Origin of the sequence: uncultured Barnesiella sp., assembly GCF_946496565.1 — a bacterium.
Taxonomy (GTDB): domain Bacteria; phylum Bacteroidota; class Bacteroidia; order Bacteroidales; family Barnesiellaceae; genus Barnesiella; species Barnesiella merdigallinarum.
Genome location: NZ_CAMMHD010000010.1, coordinates 42,886 through 63,515, shown reverse-complemented (window position 1 = coordinate 63,515; position 20,630 = coordinate 42,886). Strand labels below are relative to the sequence as shown.

16 protein-coding genes and 1 tRNA gene are annotated in these 20,630 nt (G+C 55.3%); 10 read left to right on the top strand and 7 right to left on the bottom strand.

Annotation, left to right across the window (positions count from 1 at the left end; all coding sequences use genetic code 11):
* Nucleotides 1–43: 43 nt before the first annotated feature.
* The 5 genes from Q1K76_RS06890 to Q1K76_RS06870 all read left to right on the top strand — a co-directional run bounded on the left by Q1K76_RS06890 (nucleotide 44) and on the right by Q1K76_RS06870 (nucleotide 7,791).
* Nucleotides 44–1,123 (top strand): branched-chain amino acid aminotransferase, encoded by a 1,080-nt coding sequence (locus tag Q1K76_RS06890; RefSeq protein ID WP_255376520.1) that lies wholly within the window; start codon nucleotides 44–46, stop codon nucleotides 1,121–1,123.
* A gap of 75 nt (nucleotides 1,124–1,198) precedes the next feature.
* Nucleotides 1,199–1,735 (top strand): HD domain-containing protein, encoded by a 537-nt coding sequence (locus Q1K76_RS06885; RefSeq protein WP_087409076.1) that lies wholly within the window; start codon nucleotides 1,199–1,201, stop codon nucleotides 1,733–1,735.
* 115 nt (nucleotides 1,736–1,850) lie between these two features.
* Nucleotides 1,851–4,661 (top strand): putative LPS assembly protein LptD, encoded by a 2,811-nt coding sequence (locus Q1K76_RS06880; RefSeq protein ID WP_300132075.1) that lies wholly within the window; start codon nucleotides 1,851–1,853, stop codon nucleotides 4,659–4,661.
* Nucleotides 4,662–4,727: 66 nt separating this feature from the next.
* A complete protein-coding gene (locus Q1K76_RS06875) occupies nucleotides 4,728–6,173 on the top strand; it encodes an HD domain-containing protein (RefSeq protein ID WP_087409077.1) in 1,446 nt (481 codons plus the stop codon).
* Between the two features lie 283 nt (nucleotides 6,174–6,456).
* Entirely contained in the window at nucleotides 6,457–7,791 is a 1,335-nt protein-coding gene (locus Q1K76_RS06870; RefSeq protein WP_087409078.1) for an NADP-specific glutamate dehydrogenase, read from the top strand.
* Nucleotides 7,792–7,879: 88 nt separating this feature from the next.
* Here the strand turns inward: Q1K76_RS06870 and Q1K76_RS06865 are convergent, their stop codons facing one another.
* Entirely contained in the window at nucleotides 7,880–8,416 is a 537-nt protein-coding gene (locus tag Q1K76_RS06865; RefSeq protein ID WP_300132071.1) for a hypothetical protein, read from the bottom strand.
* 1,367 nt (nucleotides 8,417–9,783) lie between these two features.
* On the opposite strand from Q1K76_RS06865, the gene Q1K76_RS06860 reads away from it, so the two are divergent.
* Nucleotides 9,784–10,395 (top strand): hypothetical protein, encoded by a 612-nt coding sequence (locus Q1K76_RS06860; protein ID WP_300132069.1) that lies wholly within the window; start codon nucleotides 9,784–9,786, stop codon nucleotides 10,393–10,395.
* Nucleotides 10,395–10,679 (top strand): transcriptional regulator, encoded by a 285-nt coding sequence (locus Q1K76_RS06855; protein ID WP_300132066.1) that lies wholly within the window; start codon nucleotides 10,395–10,397, stop codon nucleotides 10,677–10,679. Before Q1K76_RS06860 ends, Q1K76_RS06855 begins: the two co-directional genes overlap by 1 nt.
* Nucleotides 10,680–11,079: 400 nt before the next feature.
* On the opposite strand, the gene trxA is transcribed toward Q1K76_RS06855, so the two are convergent.
* The 5 genes from trxA to Q1K76_RS06830 all read right to left on the bottom strand — a co-directional run bounded on the left by trxA (nucleotide 11,080) and on the right by Q1K76_RS06830 (nucleotide 17,564).
* On the bottom strand, nucleotides 11,080–11,394 hold the full coding sequence (trxA, locus tag Q1K76_RS06850) for a thioredoxin (RefSeq protein WP_087409083.1): 315 nt from the start codon (nucleotides 11,392–11,394) through the stop codon (nucleotides 11,080–11,082).
* A 78-nt stretch (nucleotides 11,395–11,472) separates the two neighbouring features.
* Entirely contained in the window at nucleotides 11,473–15,354 is a 3,882-nt protein-coding gene (gene dnaE / locus Q1K76_RS06845; RefSeq protein ID WP_087409084.1) for a DNA polymerase III subunit alpha, read from the bottom strand.
* A 207-nt stretch (nucleotides 15,355–15,561) separates the two neighbouring features.
* On the bottom strand, nucleotides 15,562–16,734 hold the full coding sequence (locus Q1K76_RS06840; RefSeq protein WP_300132062.1) for a Xaa-Pro peptidase family protein: 1,173 nt from the start codon (nucleotides 16,732–16,734) through the stop codon (nucleotides 15,562–15,564).
* A 3-nt stretch (nucleotides 16,735–16,737) separates the two neighbouring features.
* A complete protein-coding gene (locus tag Q1K76_RS06835) occupies nucleotides 16,738–17,394 on the bottom strand; it encodes an HAD family hydrolase (RefSeq protein WP_258326775.1) in 657 nt (218 codons plus the stop codon).
* Between the two features lie 98 nt (nucleotides 17,395–17,492).
* A tRNA-Arg gene (locus tag Q1K76_RS06830) sits at nucleotides 17,493–17,564 on the bottom strand.
* Between the two features lie 122 nt (nucleotides 17,565–17,686).
* On the opposite strand from Q1K76_RS06830, the gene ung reads away from it, so the two are divergent.
* Genes ung through Q1K76_RS06815 form a run of 3 tightly spaced genes read left to right on the top strand, consistent with a single transcriptional unit; the run spans nucleotide 17,687 to nucleotide 19,901 of the window.
* The gene (gene ung / locus Q1K76_RS06825; RefSeq protein WP_300132058.1) at nucleotides 17,687–18,349 is read left to right on the top strand and encodes a uracil-DNA glycosylase; all 663 of its coding nucleotides are present in this window, start codon (nucleotides 17,687–17,689) and stop codon (nucleotides 18,347–18,349) included.
* Nucleotides 18,350–18,364: 15 nt separating this feature from the next.
* On the top strand, nucleotides 18,365–18,841 hold the full coding sequence (locus Q1K76_RS06820; protein ID WP_087409088.1) for a C-GCAxxG-C-C family protein: 477 nt from the start codon (nucleotides 18,365–18,367) through the stop codon (nucleotides 18,839–18,841).
* Nucleotides 18,842–18,848: 7 nt separating this feature from the next.
* Nucleotides 18,849–19,901: an acyltransferase family protein gene (locus Q1K76_RS06815; RefSeq protein ID WP_300132055.1), complete on the top strand. Its 1,053-nt coding sequence runs from the start codon at nucleotides 18,849–18,851 to the stop codon at nucleotides 19,899–19,901.
* On the opposite strand, the gene Q1K76_RS06810 is transcribed toward Q1K76_RS06815, so the two are convergent.
* A complete protein-coding gene (locus Q1K76_RS06810) occupies nucleotides 19,892–20,626 on the bottom strand; it encodes a hypothetical protein (protein ID WP_298662856.1) in 735 nt (244 codons plus the stop codon). The two genes, Q1K76_RS06815 and Q1K76_RS06810, sit on opposite strands and share 10 nt — an antisense overlap.
* Between the last annotated feature and the right edge of the window lie 4 nt (nucleotides 20,627–20,630).

Here is a 20,630-nt window from a genome sequence, read left to right as displayed (position 1 = left end):
AATAGCTGAAAAGTCAGACCAAACTAATCGGTCTCAAATTTTAATTTTCGGCTTTTATCGTTATCTTTGTCCCTATAAAGTCAAACACAAAAACAACGAAACTATGGAAAGTATCGATTGGTCAAACCTGTCATTCGGCTATATGCCCACTGACTACAACGTACGATGCACCTACAAGGACGGAAAATGGGGCGACATCACGGTTACCAGCTCTCAAACATTCGAAATACACATGGCAGCCACCTGTCTGCACTATGGACAAGAGGCTTTCGAGGGTATGAAGGCCTTCCGGGGGAAAGACGGCAAAATCCGCATCTTCCGCATGGACGAGAATGCCGCCCGCCTGCAAAGCTCGTGCCGCGGCATCATGATGCCCGAGTTGCCCACCGAAAAATTTAACGAGGCTATCCTGACGGTTGTCAAGAAAAACGAGCGCTTCGTGCCTCCCTACGAAAGCGGCGCTTCGCTCTACATCCGCCCGCTGCTCATCGGTACATCGGCCCAGGTAGGTGTGAAACCGGCCAAAGAGTACCTCTTCATCGTTTTCGTTTCGCCGGTAGGTCCCTACTTCAAAGAGGGATTCAAACCCACCCCGATGGTCATCTTGCGTCAATACGACCGTGCCGCACCGCTCGGTACCGGCCGCTACAAAGTGGGCGGTAACTATGCAGCCAGCCTGGTATCGGGCGAAAAGGCTCACGCCATGGGCTACTCGGCCGTGCTCTACCTCGACGCCAAAGAGAAGAAATATATCGACGAATGCGGTCCGGCCAACTTCTTCGGCATCCGGGGCAACAGCTACATCACGCCGAAATCGAGCTCGATTCTCCCCTCGATAACCAACAAGAGCCTCATGCAACTGGCCGAAGACCTGGGCATGACGGTCGAAGTACGTCAGGTACCCGAGGAAGAACTCGCCACGTTCGACGAAGCCGGTGCTTGCGGTACGGCCGCTGTCATCAGCCCCATCGCCCGCATCGACGACCTCGACGAGAACAAGTCGTATGTGTTTTCCAAAGACGGCAAACCCGGCCCCATCTGCGAAAAGCTCTATCACAAGCTGCGTGCCATCCAATATGGCGACGAGCCCGATACCCACAACTGGGTAACCATCGTCGAGTAATTACAAACCCGCTTCATATTCAGGCAGCTCGAAGGCATCCGCTTCGGGCTGCTGCTTTTATAACCACACATCACCATGGACGTTCAAGCCGTTTTCAACAAATACTACCAACCCGGCACCCCGCTATACAACAGCGTGTGGTCGCACAGCCGCCTGGTGGCCGACAAGGCCCTGCAGCTGGCCCAGGCTCATCCCGAGCTCGAGATAGACCTCGACTTCGTCTACGAGGCCGCCATGATTCACGACATCGGGGTATTCCTCACCAACGCCCCCTCCATCTACTGCACGGGCGACCAGCCCTACATCTGCCACGGCGTACTGGGAGCCGAACTGATGCGGGCCGACGGCTATCCCCGCCACGCCCTCGTGTGCGAACGCCACACCGGCACGGGCCTCACCGTGGCCGACATCATCGCCCAGAACCTGCCGCTGCCCCACCGCGACATGTGCCCCGTGAGCCTCGAGGAGAAGCTCGTCTGCTTTGCCGACAAGTTCTACTCCAAGTCGAACCCCGATCGCGAAAAACCACTCGACAAGGTACGCAAAAGCGTAGCCCGGTATGGCGAAGATTCACTGCGTCGGTTCGAAGAGATGGCCGCCCTGTTCCTCTGACCGACTGTCGTTCAAGCCCGCCGGCCGCTCTACCCAACAGAGAATAAAATATATTAAATAAAGTCCAAAAGCCGATAAGTCGTAGAAAATGTGTATTTTTGCACGTTGATTACAGATGGACACCCCGATGCCGAAAGTGAGCAAGAAATACGCCATACTTCTATCGCTGCTATTCTCTTCCCTGTTTGTGTCGCTCATAGCGCAAGACAGGCATCCCTCTTATAATCAACCGGCTGCATCCGACACTACACCCGGCGGCGACAGCACCGGGGCAGCCCGACTCACCTTGCCGGCACTGCCCGACAGCCTCGGCATCGACTCGCTCGGGGTCGACTCGCTGCTCACCGACTCATTGGCGGCCGATTCGCTGGCTACCGATTCGGTAGCTCCCAAAAAGAAGAAAGCCGGACTTACCTCGGTCGTCGACTACAAGGCCAACGACTCGATTGTATTCACCCACGGCAACGAGGTGTACATGTATGGCCAAGGCGTGGTACAGTTCGACGGCATGGAGTTGAACGCCGACCAGATAGAGATGAACATGGACAGCAGCCTGGTCTATGCCGTAGGCCGCCCCGACTCGGTAGGCGACATCGTGGGTCGACCCGTGTTCAAGGACAAGAGCGGCGAATACGAGTCGGAGACCATGCACTACAACTTCAAGACCAAGAAGGGATACATCACCAACATCGTCACCCAGCAGGGCGAAGGCTACCTCACCGGCGGCAAGACCAAGAAAATGGAGAACGACGAGTTCTACATGAAGGACGGTAAATACACCACCTGCGACAACCACGAACACCCCCACTTCTACCTGCAACTGACCCAGGCCAAGGTGCGCCCCAAAAAGAACATCGTCACCGGCCCCGCCTACATGGTGCTGGCCGACGTGCCCCTGCCGCTGGCTATCCCCTTCGGCTTCTTCCCCTTTACCGAGAAGTATTCGTCGGGTATCATCATGCCCACCTTCGGCGACGAGCTGGCGCGCGGTTACTACCTGCGCGACGGCGGTTACTACTTTGCCATCAACGACTACGTCGACCTGGCTCTCACGGGCGAAATCTACACCAAAGGCTCGTGGGGTGTCAATGCCAAGTCGGCCTATATCAAGCGATACAAATACTCGGGTAACGTAGACCTGAGCTTCATCACCACCATCACGGGCGACAAGGGATTGCCCGACTACACCAAGATGAAGAACTTCAAAGTGGCCTGGACCCACACCCAGGACACCAAGAACAACCCCAACATGTCGCTCTCGGCCAGTGTGAACTACACCACCAGCGGCTACACCCGCAACGACCTGAACAGCTACTACAACGCCAACAGCTTCACCGAGAACACCAAGAGTTCGACGGTAAACATGACCTACCGCATCCCCAACTCGGTGTGGAGTTTCTCGGCTACGGCCAACGTCACCCAGCGTACACAGGACTCTACGCTGAATGTCTCGTTCCCCAACCTCACCATCTCGATGGGCCAGATCTACCCCTTCAAGCGTAAAACCGTGGTAGGCAACGAGCGCTGGTACGAAAAGATACAGGTGTCGTACAGCGGCCGGTTCCAGAACTCGATTCTCACCAAGCAGGACCAGATACTCAAATCGAACCTCATCAAGGACTGGCGCAACGGCATGTATCACAACATACCTATCTCGGCCACGTTCAACGTATTCAAATACCTCAACCTCACCGCCAGCTTCAACTTCACCGACCGCATGTACTCCAACAAGGTGATGCAGTCGTGGGACACCCAGCAGGCCCGCGTCGTGCAGGACACGGTCTACGGCTTCTACAACGTCTACAACTACTACGGTTCGTTGAGCGCCGATACCAAACTCTACGGTTTCTACACCCCGTGGAAAATCTTCGGCGACAAGGTGCAGGCCATCCGCCACATCTTCACCCCCTCGGTATCGTTCAGCGCAGCGCCCGACTTCAGTTCGCCCCGCTACGGATTCTGGGACTCCTACTCCTACGTCAACTCGCTGGGCGAAACGGTAACCACCAAATACTCCCCCTTCTCGAACGGTATCTACGGCACCGTGTCGCAGGGCAAGCAGGGAACCGTTTCGTTTGCCGTATCGAACAACCTGGAGATGAAGGTCAAGTCGGACCGCGACTCGACCGGCGTGCGCAAAATCTCGCTCATCGAGAACCTCTCGGCCAACATGAGCTACAACATGGCTGCCGACTCGATGAAGTGGAGTAACCTGAATACCTCGATTCTCATCAAGCTCACCAAGAACTTCAACCTGCAGATGAGCGCCACCTGGGATACCTATACCTACCAGCTCGACAGCTACGGCAACCCCGTGCGGGTGAACAAGCCCCGCTGGACCGTAGGCAAGGGTCTGGGACGCCTCTCGAGTACCGGTACCTCGTTCTCCTACACCTTCAACAACGATACGTTCAAGAAGAAGGACAAGGGCTCCGACACCAAGAAGACGCAGCAAAACCTGCCACAGAACAACATGCCACCCGACCCCAACATGAGCAACGACGAGGAGGAGAGCTCGTCGGGCGACGACGATGTGCAGTTCGGCCCCGACGGATATGCCATCTGGGAAGTGCCGTGGAGCCTCTCGATCAACTACTCGGTCAACTACGGCTACGGCACCTTCAACAAAAAGAAGATGGAGTACAACGGCAAGTTCACCCAGAACCTCAGCCTCTCGGGCAACATAAGCCTCACGAAAAACTGGTCGTTCAACTTCTCGGCCAGCTACGATTTCGATGCCAAGAAGATTGCCTACATGAACTGCAACGTCACCCGCGACATGCACTGCTGGTCGATGAGTGCCAGCTTCGTGCCCGTGGGACCCTATAAGTCGTACAACTTCCACATCAGCGTGAAGTCGTCGCTGCTGCAAGACCTCAAGTACGACAAGCGGGGCAACTCCTACGACCGCCTCGACTGGTATTAACGGCGGGCGGCATTTGCCACAATGGCGAAAAAGTCGTATTTTTACCGTCAATTCAACCCCACGATTATGCAAGCCGACAATCAGCTTATTCTCGATCATCTCGATCAACCCATATTCCACCTCATCGGCGAGGTGGCCGACGCGATGAACCGCCCCTGCTTCGTCATCGGCGGCTATGTGCGCGACATCTTTCTGAACCGCCCCTCCAAGGACATCGACATCGTCACCCTGGGCAGCGGCATCGAACTGGCCGAGGCCCTCACCGCCCGGCTGGGCAAACGGGCTCACCTCTCGACCTTCCGCAACTTCGGCACGGCTCAGGTGAAATATAACCGCCGGGGCGAGAATTTCGAAATCGAGTTCGTCGGCGCCCGCAAGGAGTCGTACAGCCACGACTCGCGCAAGCCGGTAGTCGAGGACGGCACCCTGCAGGACGACCAGAACCGGCGCGACTTCACCATCAACGCCCTGGCCCTGTGTCTGAACCGTGACCGCTGGGGCGAACTGGTCGACCCCTTCGGCGGTATGGACGACCTCGAAAAAGGGATTATCCGCACCCCGCTCGACCCCGACATCACCTTCAGCGACGACCCCCTGCGCATGATGCGGGCCATACGGTTCGCCACGCAGCTCAACTTCCGCATCGAGACCGAGACCTTCGCCGCCATCGAGCGCAACCGCTCGCGTATCGAAATCATCTCGAAAGAGCGCATCATCGACGAACTGGGCAAAATCATCCGCTCCGACATCCCCTCCAAGGGATTCATCCTGCTCGACGACTGCAAGCTGCTGCCCCTCATCTTCCCCGAGGTGGCCGCCCTCAAAGGGGTAGAGACCGTCAAGGGTCGCGGACACAAAGACAACTTCTACCACTCGCTCGCCGTGCTCGACAACGTAGCGCTGCGCAGCCGCAACGAGTGGCTGCGGTGGGCCGCCCTGCTGCACGACATAGGCAAACCCCGCACCAAACGCTACGATGCCCGGCTGGGATGGACCTTCCACAACCACAACTACGTGGGCGAGAAGATGATACCCGGTATCTTCCGCCGTATGAAACTGCCCCTCAACGACAAGATGAAGTATGTACAGAAGCTCGTGGGGTTGCACATGCGGCCCATCGTCCTGGCCGAAGAGGTGGTTACCGACTCGGCCGTGCGCCGGCTGCTCTTCGACGCGGGCGACGACATAGACGACCTGATGCTGCTGTGCGAGTCGGACATCACCTCGAAAAATCGCGAGAAGGTGAAACGGTTTCTCGACAACTTCGAACTCGTGCGCACCAAACTGCGCGAAATCGAAGAGAAGGACAGCATCCGCAACATGAAGCTGCCCATCCGCGGCGAAGAGATTATGGAGACCTTCGGGCTACCCCCCTCGCGCCCGGTAGGCGAACTGCTTTCGGCCATCAAAGAGGCCATACTCGACGGCAAAATTCCCAACGAACACGAGCCGGCCCGCCAATTCATGCTCGAGACCGCAGCCGCCATGGGATTGCAACCGGTCGAGAAATAGTATAATTATGAGAGATTTCTCACATTTCGAGCGATAATTCGCTCAAAAAGATATTATTCCGTCAATTTTCTTTGTAAAGTGAAAGTTTTTATCCAAAAAGGCTTTCACTTTATTTATTTTTACTATCTTTGTCGGCACAAATAAAGCCGAGCCGCTATTCTACAGCACAATTTGTTACGGAATCGAGGCACTGCACAACACGATGTCACCATAAGAAAGCATCACGCTTGCAACGTGTTACACCAGGAATAGCATTCCATCAAACCAAAAAACATACTTATCGATGAAAACAACAGAAGTATTGAACGAATTGAAACGCCGGTTCCCCAACGAGCCGGAGTACCACCAGGCCGTCGAAGAGGTATTGTCGACGATCGAAGAGGTCTACAACCAACACCCCGAGTTCGACCGCTACAACCTGATCGAACGCCTGTGTATCCCCGACCGCATCTTCTCGTTCCGGGTCACCTGGGTCGACGACCAGGGCCGCGTGCAAACCAACATGGGCTATCGCGTACAGCACAACAACGCCATCGGCCCGTACAAGGGAGGTATCCGTTTCCACTCGTCGGTCAATCCTTCTATCCTCAAGTTCCTCGCCTTCGAACAGACCTTCAAAAACGCCCTCACCACGCTGCCCATGGGTGGCGGAAAAGGAGGGTCGGACTTCAACCCCAAGGGTAAATCCGACATGGAAATCATGCGCTTCTGCCAGGCCTTCGTCACCGAGTTGTGGCGCTACATCGGCCCCGATACCGACGTGCCTGCCGGCGATATAGGCGTGGGCGGCCGCGAGGTAAGCTACATGTACGGCATGTACAAGAAGCTGGCCCGCGAAAATACGGGAACCTTTACGGGCAAGGGGCTCGAGTTCGGCGGCTCGCTCATCCGCCCCGAAGCCACCGGCTACGGCAACGTCTACTTCCTGCTCGAGATGCTCAAGACCCGCGGCATCGACCTCAAAGGGAAGGTGGTTACGGTATCGGGCTCGGGCAACGTGGCCCAATACACCGTGCAGAAACTCATCGCACTAGGCGCCAAGGTAGTGACCATGTCCGACAGCGACGGCTACATCTACGATCCCGACGGTATCGACGAGAAGAAACTGGCCTATATCTTTGAACTCAAGAACCTCTATCGCGGCCGCATCCGCGAATATGCCGAGGAGTATGGCTGCAAATATGTCGAGGGCGGACGTCCCTGGGGCGAGAAGTGCGACATCGCCATGCCCAGCGCCACCCAGAACGAACTCGACGGCGACGACGCCCGCACCCTGCTGGCCAACGGCTGCTTCGCTGTGTCGGAAGGTGCCAACATGCCCTCGACCCCCGAGGCCATCGAGCAGTTCCTCGCGGCCAAGATTCTCTACGCTCCGGGCAAGGCTGCCAACGCAGGCGGCGTGTCGGTGAGCGGACTGGAGATGACGCAAAACTCCATGAAGATAAGCTGGACAGCCGAAGAGGTGGACCAGAAACTGAAACAAATCATGCACGACATTCACGAGCAGTGTACCCGCTACGGCAAAGAGAGCGATACCTACACCAACTACGTGAAGGGCGCCAACATCGCCGGCTTCATGAAAGTGGCCAAGGCCATGATGGCACAAGGCATCTTGTAACAAACAGACAGTTAGTTATTGTTGAATAAGCCAAACAGGCGGGAGGTTCTCCAGAGAGTCTCTCGCCTGTTGTGTGTTTACAATTCTTCTAATTCTTCTTATTGTAGACGATATTCACCGTCCTACCATTATATGTATAATTACCTTTCGAAAATTGTGCTGGCACATTGGAATTATCGAACCATGCGGTTATAGGAAATATAGAACCGCTACCTGGATTTCCTGTACAGGAAAGGATTTCCAAAGATTTGTTTTTACTAATATCCAATGAGGTTAACTGGTTATCATCACAATACAATCGGGTCATATTAGTAAATAATTCTATACCTTGTAAAGAGGTTATACCCATTGATGGACAATAAATCTCTTGTATGGAATTTATTTCCGACTGGCTTAGTATCCCATTAAAATCCATATCAAAATTCTTAATAAGATATGATCTAAACCGCTCATCCGGGAAATAGCTCGATGTCCCGGCAGAAGAAATATATGGAGACTGGTATTTTACATAAGCACCCAATATAGCATTGTTTGCCGATAAGATATATTTCTCTACATACAAACGGGCATAGCTATTATTTTGGTTTCGGACAAAATAACCTTGTCCCTCTTGTACCGCAATCATAGAAGCCCACCCTTTGTTTGGAACTTTAGAAACATTATTCAAACTACTGACAGTCCCCACTGAACAGAATTCAAGATTAGAATTGTTAGGAACAAAATTAACCCCTTCGTCAATATAAAAATCACCTACCTCTGGAAGGCGAACAATCGTCTTCCCTTTATTTTCTTTACGAACAGAAACAAATCAAGAACCATCCGGATCGGAGTTTACCAAAGAAACGGGTTCCTCATCTTTTTCAGTACAAGCCACTCCAGCTACCAAAAAAGTAGCCAACGCCATCATCATAAAAAATTTTGTCTTCATAACAGTAAATATTAAGGATTAAACTTAGTGCTACTCTAGACAAAAAAACGTGGACAATTTGCATATCCACTGATGAGGTCTTGGCGTACCCGGATAAAGAGATAATGCAAACGCCCACGCCGTATGAACAGCGCGAGCATCAACTTTGCTTTTTCTTTATCCAATTAAACCGCCAAGTTTCATCAGTAAGAAAGAAAAGCCAATGCGCTTTTTATGTCGTAATATGTCTGCACACCTTGCAGATGTGCGAAGCAAAAGTAGTGCTTTTTCTTAAAAAAACAAAATCGGCATCACCTTTCTGCCTATACTCCTCTCGCCACTTGTGCTCCCCGTGGCATTTTGCACGGCGACACTCGGTCATTCCGCGCCACGACGCGGAATCCAGGGAAACCGACAAGAGACTACGTGAATAAATCTCCCGCCTGCTCTCTCTGGACCCCGCATCGAGTGCGGGTGACACGACATGTTCATTCTTCTCTGCAGCGAGAAGAACGAACCAAGAAGCGCCGCCGCTGTTATCGGGCTATCTCGCTCGGAGGCTGGCACCGCCCTCGGGGGCTGCGGAACTCGCTGCGCTCAAACAGTCCTCGCCCTTATTCCTCAACCGGCTGGCCTCCTCCCGGCCCGATAAAGGCGGGGGTATCGCTACTCTACACAGAAAATGTCCCGGACATTTCGCAGTACGATATCCAAAGATATACCGGCCTATCTCGTCATTCCGCGCCACGACGCGGAATCCAGAAATACTCGGGCACGGTATAACTCAAGACGCACGAGCCGTGCGGCACTACTCCACCAACTGCCACCTCCAGAAGCTGGACCCCGCATCGAGTGCGGGGTGACACAGTGCGCATCACGTGTGGGGTGACACAAAGCCCCCATCGAATGCAGAGCGCCCCTCTCCCTCAAAAAAAATACACCCACTCACTAAAAAAATATTCCGAAATATTTGGTTTATATTATAAACCGATTTATATTTGCAGCATCAATACTTTCCAAGGAGAGACCATATAGCTATATAGTTTATAAAATAAACCAATTTGTAAACCTTAAAATTTGAACGTATGGAAGAGAAAAAACTGAACGAAAAGGAGAGCCTGGAGCTCATCACCCAAATGATTAGGCAGAGCCGGAAGAATATCGGGACCGGAAGCGGTAACCGGTTCCTGCTCTACGGTTACCTGGCCGTAGTGCTTGCTGTCGTGGTCTTTGCGCTGGTCAGCACAACCGGCAGCTCGGTATGGGCCGCCGCCTGGTTCCTCATGTTTGCCCCCTTTATCTATACAACGGTACATGACCGCAAGCACCGCCCCACGGTGATTACCTATACCGACCGCATGATCGACGAGACGTGGAAGGTGATAGGCACCCTCTTCGTCATCACCGTGCTGACGATGATGATTCTGGGTTATGCCCTGGGGAGTGTCAACTTCGGGCTGATGATGCCGTTGGCTCTTATCTACTGCGGCATAGGAACCTCGATTACGGGGCTGGTGATTAAAGACTCGGTGCTGGCCTACCTGCCGCTCTTCGGACTGGTCTTTGCCATCTACATGCTGATGACCCTGCCCGCCCTGCTGCACGTACCTGCCACCTGGCACCTCTACTTTGGTATTTCGTTTCTGATTATGATGGTTATCCCCGGGCATAACCTGAACGCTAAATGTCGTAAGTGATGCTGCGCGAACTGAATCCCCTGCTACACTCGCAACTGCGGCTGGCCATCGTGTCGATACTTCTCTCGGTAGACGAAGCCGACTTCGTCTACCTGAAAGAGCAGACGGGCGCCACGGCGGGCAACCTGAGCGTGCAGATAGACAAACTGGCAGCGGCCGAATACATTCGGGTAAAGAAAGAGTTTGTGGGGAAAAAGACCCGCACGACCTGCCAGATTACCGAGCGGGGCCGCGAGGCTTTCGAGCAATATGTCGAAGCGCTCAAGGAGTATCTGAAACTGTAAGCGAGGCATCACACGGTATACAGAAATACCGGCGTCTGTGTCATTCCGCGCTACGACGCGGAATCCAGAAATACCGGCAAGATATAACTCAGGACGCACGAGCCGTGCGTCCCTACTCCTCCCACTGCCACCTCCAAAAGCTGGACCCCGCATCGAGTGCGGGGTGACACTCTCGTCATTCCGCGCCACGACGCGGAATCCAGAAATACCCGGGCATGGTATAACTCAGGACGCACGAGCCGCGCGTCCCTACTCTACCCACTACCACCTCCAAAGCTGGACCCCGCATCGAGTGCGGGGTAACACAATGCGCATCGGGGTATGGAGTGACGCGCACAAATACACCACGGGCCGGCTCGATTGATTTCGAGTCGGCCCGTGTTAGCTTTTTCTGCCACGCTTAGAGCAGAGCCTTCACCTTAGCTTCGAGGTCGGCCTTCGAGGCAGAACCTACGTGCTTATCTACCAGTTTACCCTCCTTGAAGAAGAGCAACGTGGGGATATTGCGGATGCTATACTCGGCGCTGATATCGGAATCGTCGTCGACGTTATATTTACCGATAATCACTTTACCTTCATACTCTTCGGCGAGTTCGTCGACCGAGGGGGCGATAGCCCGGCAAGGGCCACACCATTCTGCCCAGAAATCGATTACCACGGGTTTGCCCGAAGCAATCAGTTCCTTTGCATTTTCATCATTGATTTTCAATGCCATAGTTCTATCTGTTTATAATTTATCGTTATCACGTATTACGGAACAAAATTAGGTATTCTGTGGTTGAGTCGCAAACGATTATTCATTTATTTTGAAGGTCACCTCTTCGTTCTCGTTGAGGAAATCGATGAGCTCCTCGGTAATCATGGGACGACGCCGCGAGCGCAACCGCACCGACTTGCCCAGCTCCGAATCGTAAATCTTGAAGTTGAGTTCGGCCTTGTGCTGATGAGCCGGCGGCATAAAGTCGGAGAGGGTCTGGATGAAACCGTTCTTCACGAGGCGGGCCGGCATCTCGATGGTGATGGAGTTGAGCATCGTGCCCTTCAGCTCCGAGAGCAGTTTCATTTCGAGTATCTTCAGGTCGATGCGTCCGGGGGTATACTTCGAGGGGACACAGCGGGCCCGCACCCACACGAAGGTGCCGTTGTTGGCACCGAACTTGCCGTAGTCGATGAAATCCTGCCCGAAGAGAGGGATGTCGTCGGCCCCCGAATAGTCTTCGATCTTGATGAATCCATACTGCCCGCCGCGCTTGCCGATGCCGGTGCGGTAGTCGACCACCACGCCGCCGAAAGTGAGCTCCTTGTCGAGCAGCGCCTCGCGGTTCTTCAAGTCGGTCATACGGGTGTTGCAACCGTAGAGCAGTTCCAGTTTATAGGCATCGAGAGGGTGAGCCGAGAGATACATGCCCACGAGCTCGCGCTCCTTGTCGAGCCGCTCGATGTCGGAGAGAGGTACACCCCGCGGTATCTCGGGCGGAGTCGTCACGATAGAGGAGTCGCTGCCGAAAAGCGAAGCCACCTGCGACAGCTTGTCGCTCTGTACCTTCACTCCGTAGCGTACCAGCGTATCGAGGAAGGGCTCGCCCTTGCTGGTCATGGCCGAAAAGTCCTCGCGGTGAATCTCCTTGAACGAATCGAAGGCCCCCGAAATGGCCAGCGACTCGATGGTCTTCTTGCCACAGGCCGAGAGGTTGACCCGCTCGACGAAATCGAAAATGCCCTTGTACGGACCGTTGGCCTCGCGCTCCCGCACGATGGCCTGCACGGCCGAGTCGCCCACCCCTTTGATGGCCCCCAGACCGAAGCGGATGTTTCCCTTCTTGTTGACCGAGAACTTGTACTGGCTCTCGTTGACATCGGGGCCCAGCACCTGAATCTTCATGGCCTTGCACTCGTCCATGAATTTGGTGATTTCGGTGATGTTGTTGAGGTTTCGGCTGAGCACGGCCGCCATGTACTCCGAGGGGTAATTGGCCTTGAGGTAGGCGGTCTGGAAAGCCACCCACGAGTAACAGGTGGCGTGGCTCTTGTTGAAGGCGTAGGAGGCAAACTTCTCCCAGTCGGCCCAAATCTTCTCGAGCACCTCCTTCTTGTGACCGTTCTTCTCGCCGCCCGAAATGAAGAGGGGCTTCAAGGCGTCGAGCTTGTCTTTCAACTTCTTACCCATGGCCTTACGCAGACCGTCGGACTGACCGCGGGTGAAGTTGGCCAACAGACGCGAAAGCAACATCACCTGCTCCTGATAGACGGTGATGCCGTAGGTATCCTTCAGATACTTCTCCATGATGGGGATGTCGTAGACGATAGGCTCCTTGCCCTGCTTACGGGCGATGAACTGGGGGATATACTCCATAGGTCCCGGCCGGTAGAGGGCATTCATGGCGATGAGGTCTTCGAAGGTGGTGGGATGCAGCTCGCGCAGGTACTTCTGCATACCGGCCGACTCGAACTGGAAGGTACCGGTCGTGCGGCCGGCGCTGTACAGCTCGTAGGTCTTGGGGTCGTCGATGGGAATCGAATCGATGTCGAGGTCGATATGTCGGGTCTGCCGGATGTTCTCGACCGCCTCCTTGATAATCGAGAGGGTTTTCAGCCCCAGAAAGTCCATCTTGATGAGGCCGGTATCCTCGATCACGCTCCCTTCGTACTGGGTCACGAGCATCTTCTCGCCGGTCTCCTTGTCGTCGGCCGTGCTCACAGGCACCCAGTCGGTAATGGCATCACGGCCGATAATGACACCGCAGGCATGCACGCCGGTATTGCGCACGTTGCCTTCGAGCATCTGGGCATATTTCATCGTATCGGCCAGGAGCTGGTCGCTCGAGTTGCAAGCATCTTTCAACTCCTGAACATTTTCGATACAGTTTTTCAGATTGATTTTTTGAGCCTTGCCGTTCTTCTCGGGCAGGCGGTCGGGAATGAGGCGGGTCAGGCGGTCCGACTCGGAGAGCGGCAGCTTCTGCACCCGCGCCACATCCTTGATAGCCAACTTGGTGGCCATGGTACCGTAGGTGATGATGTGGGCCACCTTCTCGGCCCCATACTTCTCGGTCACCCACTGCAGCACCCGTCCGCGACCATCGTCATCGAAGTCGACATCGATATCGGGCAACGAAATACGGTCGGGGTTGAGGAACCGCTCGAACAGCAGGTCGTACTTCATGGGGTCTATCTGGGTAATCTTCAGGCAGTAGGCCACCACCGAACCGGCGGCCGAACCACGGCCGGGGCCTACCGACACGTCGAGCTCGGTGCGGGCGGCGTTGATAAAGTCCTGCACAATGAGGAAGTAACCCGGGAAACCCATCGTTTTCATGATGTGCAGCTCGAAGGTGATGCGCTCCAGCACCTCGGGCGAGAGCTCCTCGCCATAGCGCTCGTGTGCCCCCTTGAAGGTGAGCTCCTTCAGATAGTCGGCCTCGAGCTTGATACGGTAGAGTTTCTCATAACCGCCCAGCTTCTCGATTTTCTTGCGGGCCGACTCCTCGTCCATCACCACATTGCCGTTCTCGTCGCGGGTAAACTCGTTGAAAATATCCTCGTCGGTAAACTTGCGGCGATACTCCTTCTCGGTACCGAAGCTCTCGGGAATGGGGAAGGTAGGCATAAGCGGGGCGTGGTCTATCGAGTAGAACTCGACCTTGTCGAGAATCTCGAGCGTATTGGCGAGCGCCTCGGGCACATCGGCAAAGAGGTCGTTCATCTCCTGCTGGGTCTTCAGCCACTCCTGTTTGGAATAGAGCATGCGGGTGGGGTCGTCGAGATCCTTGCCCGTGCTCAGGCAGATGAGGCGGTCGTGCGCCTCGGCATTCTCCTCTTCGACAAAATGGACGTCGTTGGTACATACCAGCTTGATGCCGTGCTTGCGCGACATCTCGATAAGGTGGGCATTCACCTCGTTTTGCAAGACGAAGGTCTCGTGGTTGGCCCGCGGCACGGTGGCCTTGTGGCGTTGCAACTCCAGGTAGTAGTCGTCGCCGAAAATCCGCTTGAACCACAGGATGGCCTCCTCGGCTCCCGCCAGGTCGCCCGTCAGTATTTTGCGGGGAATCTCGCCACCCAAACAGGCCGAGCAGACGATGAGCCCTTCGTGATATTTCTCGAGTTCGTACTTGTCGGTACGGGGACGCGAGTAGAAACCCTCGGTCCACCCTTTCGACACCAGCTTGATGAGGTTGTGATACCCCTTCAGGTTCTTGGCCAGCACAATCAAGTGATAACCGCCATCATCGATGGCACCCTTGCGGATGGAGATGCCGTTCACCTCGTTGACCACGGCACTGCGCACCTCGCGCGGAGTGGCCTCCTTGTCGGTGAGCCGACGGCGGGCCACATACACCTCGCAACCCAGGATGGGCTTGAATATCTTGGCTTCGAGGTCGGCTACCTGCTGGCGCAACGAGGCCAGCTCGGCCTCCTTGTCGTCGACCGTTTCGTCGCCCTTCTCGATGGCATCGATGCGTTTTTGTATCTTTTTGATGTCATCCTTCACCGCACCGTTTTTCTTCTTCACCAGATTGAAAAACTCTTTTATCCCGAACATGTTGCCGTGGTCGGTCAGGGCCAAGCCCTTCATGCCGTCTTTCATGGCCTTGTCGACCAGCGCCGGTATGGAAGCCTGTCCGTCGAGAATAGAGTACTGGGAGTGAACGTGCAGATGAACAAAGGGTTGCATATATGAGACTAGATTTAGATTCGTGGGCTTAAAGGTACAAAGATATTCGCAGAGAACGAAGCCGCCGGCCGATGTTTTTTGAACAACTTATACACACCGACCCGCTCCTGAAAAAGCTGTCCCGGCAGACAACTCTGCCGGGACAGGAATCCCCAAAAGGGAAAATATCGTTTCGCTCACCCCCAGAGAGGGGGGGGGGGGAAGGAATCAGAAGAGCGGGAAGATGTCGACCGGGGCCTGTGTGATGGCCTGCAAACCGTCGGGAGTAACCACATAGGTATCTTCGATGCCTACGGCCCCCACGTGCGGAATCACGAACTTGGGCTCGATGGCAATCACCTGGTTCTCGGCCAGCACCTCTTTCGAGCGGGGAGCCAGCACCGGGGCCTCGTTCACCTCGATGCCCACGCCGTGACCGACGAAACCCGCCTTCTGGGTGTGACCCATGAAGTAGTCGTCCAGCCCCGCCTCGTGCGCTATCTCGACCGCCTTGTGGTAGAGGTCGGACGCAGCCACGCCGGGCTTGCCCATCTGGCTCAGCTGGCGGTGTATCTCGATAGAGCAGCGGTGTGCATCGAGTGCTTTCTGAGGCAGTTCGCCTATCGAATAGACCCGGGTCATATCGGTCATGTAACCGGTGAAGTTGCCGCACATGTCGACCATCACCGCCATGCCCGGACGCATGAGGGTACCGTTGGCACCCACCGGTATCGAGCAGCTCATGCCGGCTCCGCCCATGGCAAAATCGTAAGGTGTAGGAGTGTCGGCATTGTCGCCGCAAAGCACATTGCCCATGAATATCTCCATGCTCTGCCCGTTGATGCGGAAGAGCCCCAGGTTGCCGTGCAGACGCAACAGACGCTCGATTTCGATCTGGAGTTCGATGTCGGTCATGCCGTCGCGATAAATCGACTCGATGCGGTGGTACACCTCGGCATGCTTCACGGCCGACTCGCGCAACCGGGCCAGTTCATACTCGGTCTTCACGGCCCGCGCCCCACGCATCACAGCCGACGCGTTCGCCACCTCGGCCTCGGGGAATACGGCAGCCAGACGTACATAATCGCCATGTGAGGCATCCCACTCCAGCGCGATACGCCGGGGTTGCGGCATACCCAGTTCGGTCAACAGGGCAGGTATCTGCTCGGGCTTGTGGATATAGTGCACGCTGTCGCCTTTCAACCCCACGGGACGACGTACGAAATAGTGCGGCTCACCCTTGGCCGGGATATAGGTGTAACCGTTGAACACCCGACCCGACGTGTAATAGAGGTTTGCATTGGTGTGAATCAAGGCGGCATCGGCCCCCACGGCCTGCAAGCCCGCCTGTATTTTTTGACAACGCCGCAAAATCTCGGCATGAAATTCACTCGAGAACATAGCTTATTTACAATTTAAAAAGAATTCGGTAAAATCGGTAAACGAGTCGAAGGCCAGTTCGTAGTCGTCGGTCTGTCCAAAGCCGTAACGCGCATAGACAAAGGGCAGACCCACGCGGTGGGTCTCCTGCCCGTCGGCGTCGATGTCGCCCATGTAGAGCGGTTGTTGCAATCCGTATTTCTCTTTGAGCAGCAGCATGTTGTCGCCCTTCGGCTTGTGCGTGTTGCCAAAGGCGAGCCCCTCGGTAATGTAGGGCGTAATGCCTATGCAAGCCATAAACACGGGCAGGGTGTGCGAGTCGCAGTTGCTCACCAGAAACAGCTTGTACTTGTGCGACAGCCGTTCCAGCCCCTCGACCACCCCGGGATAGGGCGTGCCTCCGTAGCGCGACAGCAAGGCGGGTTCCTCCTGCGCCAGCTCGGCCGAGAAGCGGGCCGCCTCGCCGGGAGTAATATCGGGGAAAAGATTTTCCATAATGCGAGGAATCGGTTTCCCGATATTGCCGATGAGTGTCTCGCGGGTGACGTGGACCTCGCGGCCCGCCCGGACAAAGACCTCGTTCCAGATGCGGGCATAGGTGTCGACCGCATCCCACAGCGTGCCGTCCATATCGAAAATAAGAGCGTCGGTACGGCTCCAATCTACATGCTTTCTTTCCATGCCGCAAAGGTATGGATTTTATCGGGAAGCTCGCAATACAAACTTGAGGGAGAGATATTAAAAAATGTTCCACCGGAAGAGCCCGATGGAACATCTTGTACACCCGTGGGGAGTCGAACCCCAATCGAAGGAACCGGAATCCTTTATTCTATCCATTGAACTACGGGTGCCGCTAAACGATTCGAGGGAAAAGTACGCCTCGTCGGTGAGAATCTCCCCCTAATTGCGTGGCAAAAGTAAGAAATATTTGTAGCTTTGCAAACAGTTACGGTTAAAATCTTATACAAAGATTATGAATGTTCGCATCGAACCCAGCTGGCAACAACGGCTGCAACCCGAATTTGACAAGCCTTATTTCGAACAACTGACCTCTTTCGTTCGTCACGAGTATGCCACCAAAACGGTCTACCCGCCCGGCAGCCAGATATTCGCGGCGTTCGATGCCTGCCCCTTCGACCGGGTGAAGGTGGTGATTCTGGGACAAGACCCCTACCACGAACCCAATCAGGCTCACGGACTCTGCTTCTCGGTCAACGACCACGTGCCCTTCCCCCCTTCGCTCCAGAATATTTTCAAGGAGATCGAGAGCGACCTGGGTATTCCCATACCTCAAAGCGGCAACCTCACCCGCTGGGCACGCCAGGGGGTATTGCTGCTCAACGCCACGCTCACGGTCGAGGCGCATCGGGCCGCTTCGCACCAGGGCAAAGGGTGGGAGACCTTTACCGATGCCGTTATCCACAAACTGGCCGAGGAGCGCGAACACTTGGTCTTCATCTTGTGGGGAGCCTATGCCCAACGCAAGGGCGAATTCATAGACCGCAGCCGGCACCTGGTGCTGCAATCGCCCCACCCCTCGCCCCTGTCGGCTCACCGGGGGTTCTTCGGGAACCATCACTTCAGCCAGGCCAACCAATATCTGGTGGCCCACGGCATCGAGCCTATTCAATGGTAAATCATAAAAACAAGCATGGAAAAGATAGATGTAGAACAGAGAGCCGAGAAGGCTCGCCAACTTTTTTGCGAGGGCTACAATTGTGCCCAATCGGTCGTACTGGCTTATAACGACCTGTTTGACGTAGACCAGCAACTGGCTGCCTCGATAAGCGCCCCGCTGGGCGGCGGCATGGGCCGGTTACGCGAGGTGTGCGGTGCCGTGAGCGGCATGTTCATGATTGCCGGACTCTACTACAAAAACGACAAGCCGGGCGATCTGGCCAAACGGAAAGTGGTCTACACGGCCGTGCAGGATCTGGCGGCGCGCTCCAAAGCACTCAACGGCTCCATCATCTGCCGCGAATTGCTCGGGCTCGACCACAAGAGCGACGAACCTACACCCGAACCTCGCACCGAAGCCTACTACAAGCGCCGACCCTGTGCCAACTACGTAGCCTCGGCAGCCCGCCTCATCGGCGAAAAGCTCAACGAAGAGCTGGATAAAGCATGATGCCGCCATGCCCACGCTGCAATACGACCGCTCCGACTCTCAGGTACTCAAGGGTATAGGCATTTTACTCATTGTCCTACACAACTTTTTCCACACCTTCCCCGAGTTCCCGCCCGAGTGCGAGTTTGAATATATCCCCGATAACATGGGACGGTTTGTCGACACCCTGGGCAGGGGCAACCTGCGCACCATCGTGCTGTCGCTTTTCTCTTTTCTAGGGCATTACGGAGTATCGGTTTTTGTCTTCGTGAGCGGTTACGGACTGGCCAAGCGATACGGACAGAGCCCCGATGCGGGGTGGCGCATTCTGCTGCACCGGGCCACGCAACTGTGGAAGTGGATAGTCCCCATGGCCCTGTTGCTCCTGCTCGACCGCTACTCGGGCCACACCCACATTACCTATCAGTATCTGGAGAATCAAAAGATATGGACCGACCTGCTGGCGATGCTTACCTTTACCGCCAACTTCCTGGTCGACCGCTTCGTCATTGCCGGTCCGTGGTGGTACTTCGGCATGGCCTTTCAACTCTATGTTATCTATGTGCTGTTTCTGCGCCGGGCCGGTGACCGGGCGGTGTGGATTGCCTCGGCCGTCGCCTGGGCACTGCTGCTTGTGCTTCAAGGGTTGGGCTGCAACGACCTCGCCTTTACCCTCCGTTACAACTTTGTGGGGTGGCTGCCGGTATTCTGCATCGGCATGCTCGCAGCCCGGCATCCGCTGCGGCTCCCGTGGGGTTGGGTGGCTCTGGGGTGCGTGCTCTTTGTACTGAGTCTCTTCAACCCCTACCTGTGGGTATTCAGCTCGACCCTGGTGCTCTTCCCCTTCACGGCAGTTCTGCCGCTTTTCAAGAGAGGCATTCTCTACAAAATCTCTCTGGGATTGGGCGGACTTTCGGCCGCGCTGTTCATCACCCACGCCTTCGTACGGCAACAGATACTCATCTATGCCAAGCCGCTACCTGCCGAATGGTCGGGGCTGCTCTACCTGGCTCTGTGCCTGGCTGTTGCCTGGATTTACCGCCAGGTACTGCTCGCCCTCTACAAGCGGCTTCACTGGTGATAGTGCCCCTTCTCCTTGACCAGCACCACCTTCACCCGGCCATCCTTGAGGATGGCTCTCGAGCGTGAGAAGAAGGGCAGTTGCCAGGCCCAACGGCGATGCTCCCACGTGAGCAGGTCGACCGAGAAATCGAGATCTCTCAAAAATCCATAATACGATGCGGGGAACGACAGAGCCTCGACGGCTCCGCTTCGGGCTATCTGCTGAATCGAGTCGAGCCGTTCGCCTCGCTCGCGGTCGCTCATCTCGTCGAGATGTGGTATATCGAGGTAACACGAGGTATAATACCCCTCTTGTGTGAAATGGCGCAGGGCCTTCCAGTCGCGCGACTCGACAATGAGCTGCTCCTTGCTGGCACCCGAGCGGCCCAGCATGGCAGTCAGAAGCGACTCGGCCTGCCGGCTGTTGGCTTCGTTCAGATTCTTCAGGTCTATCCACAACTCCCGACCGGGATTCTTGCCCAGAAAATCGAGATAGAGGCCGAGCGATTCGGACGATGGGGTGTCGTGCCCGGTTCTGAAATCGGACAGCTCGGGTACAAACAGCACATCGCACTCGAAATTCTTATACTCTCCTTCAAACTCGTGCAGCTTCTCTATCGTATTGGTCCGGTGCAACCATATCTTATCGATATAATGGTCCACCACTTTGTCGTTACAAAGGGGGATAGTCAATAACGGCAGGCACAACACCAACAGAAAAACGGCACCTAAGCGCCGTTTCATATCT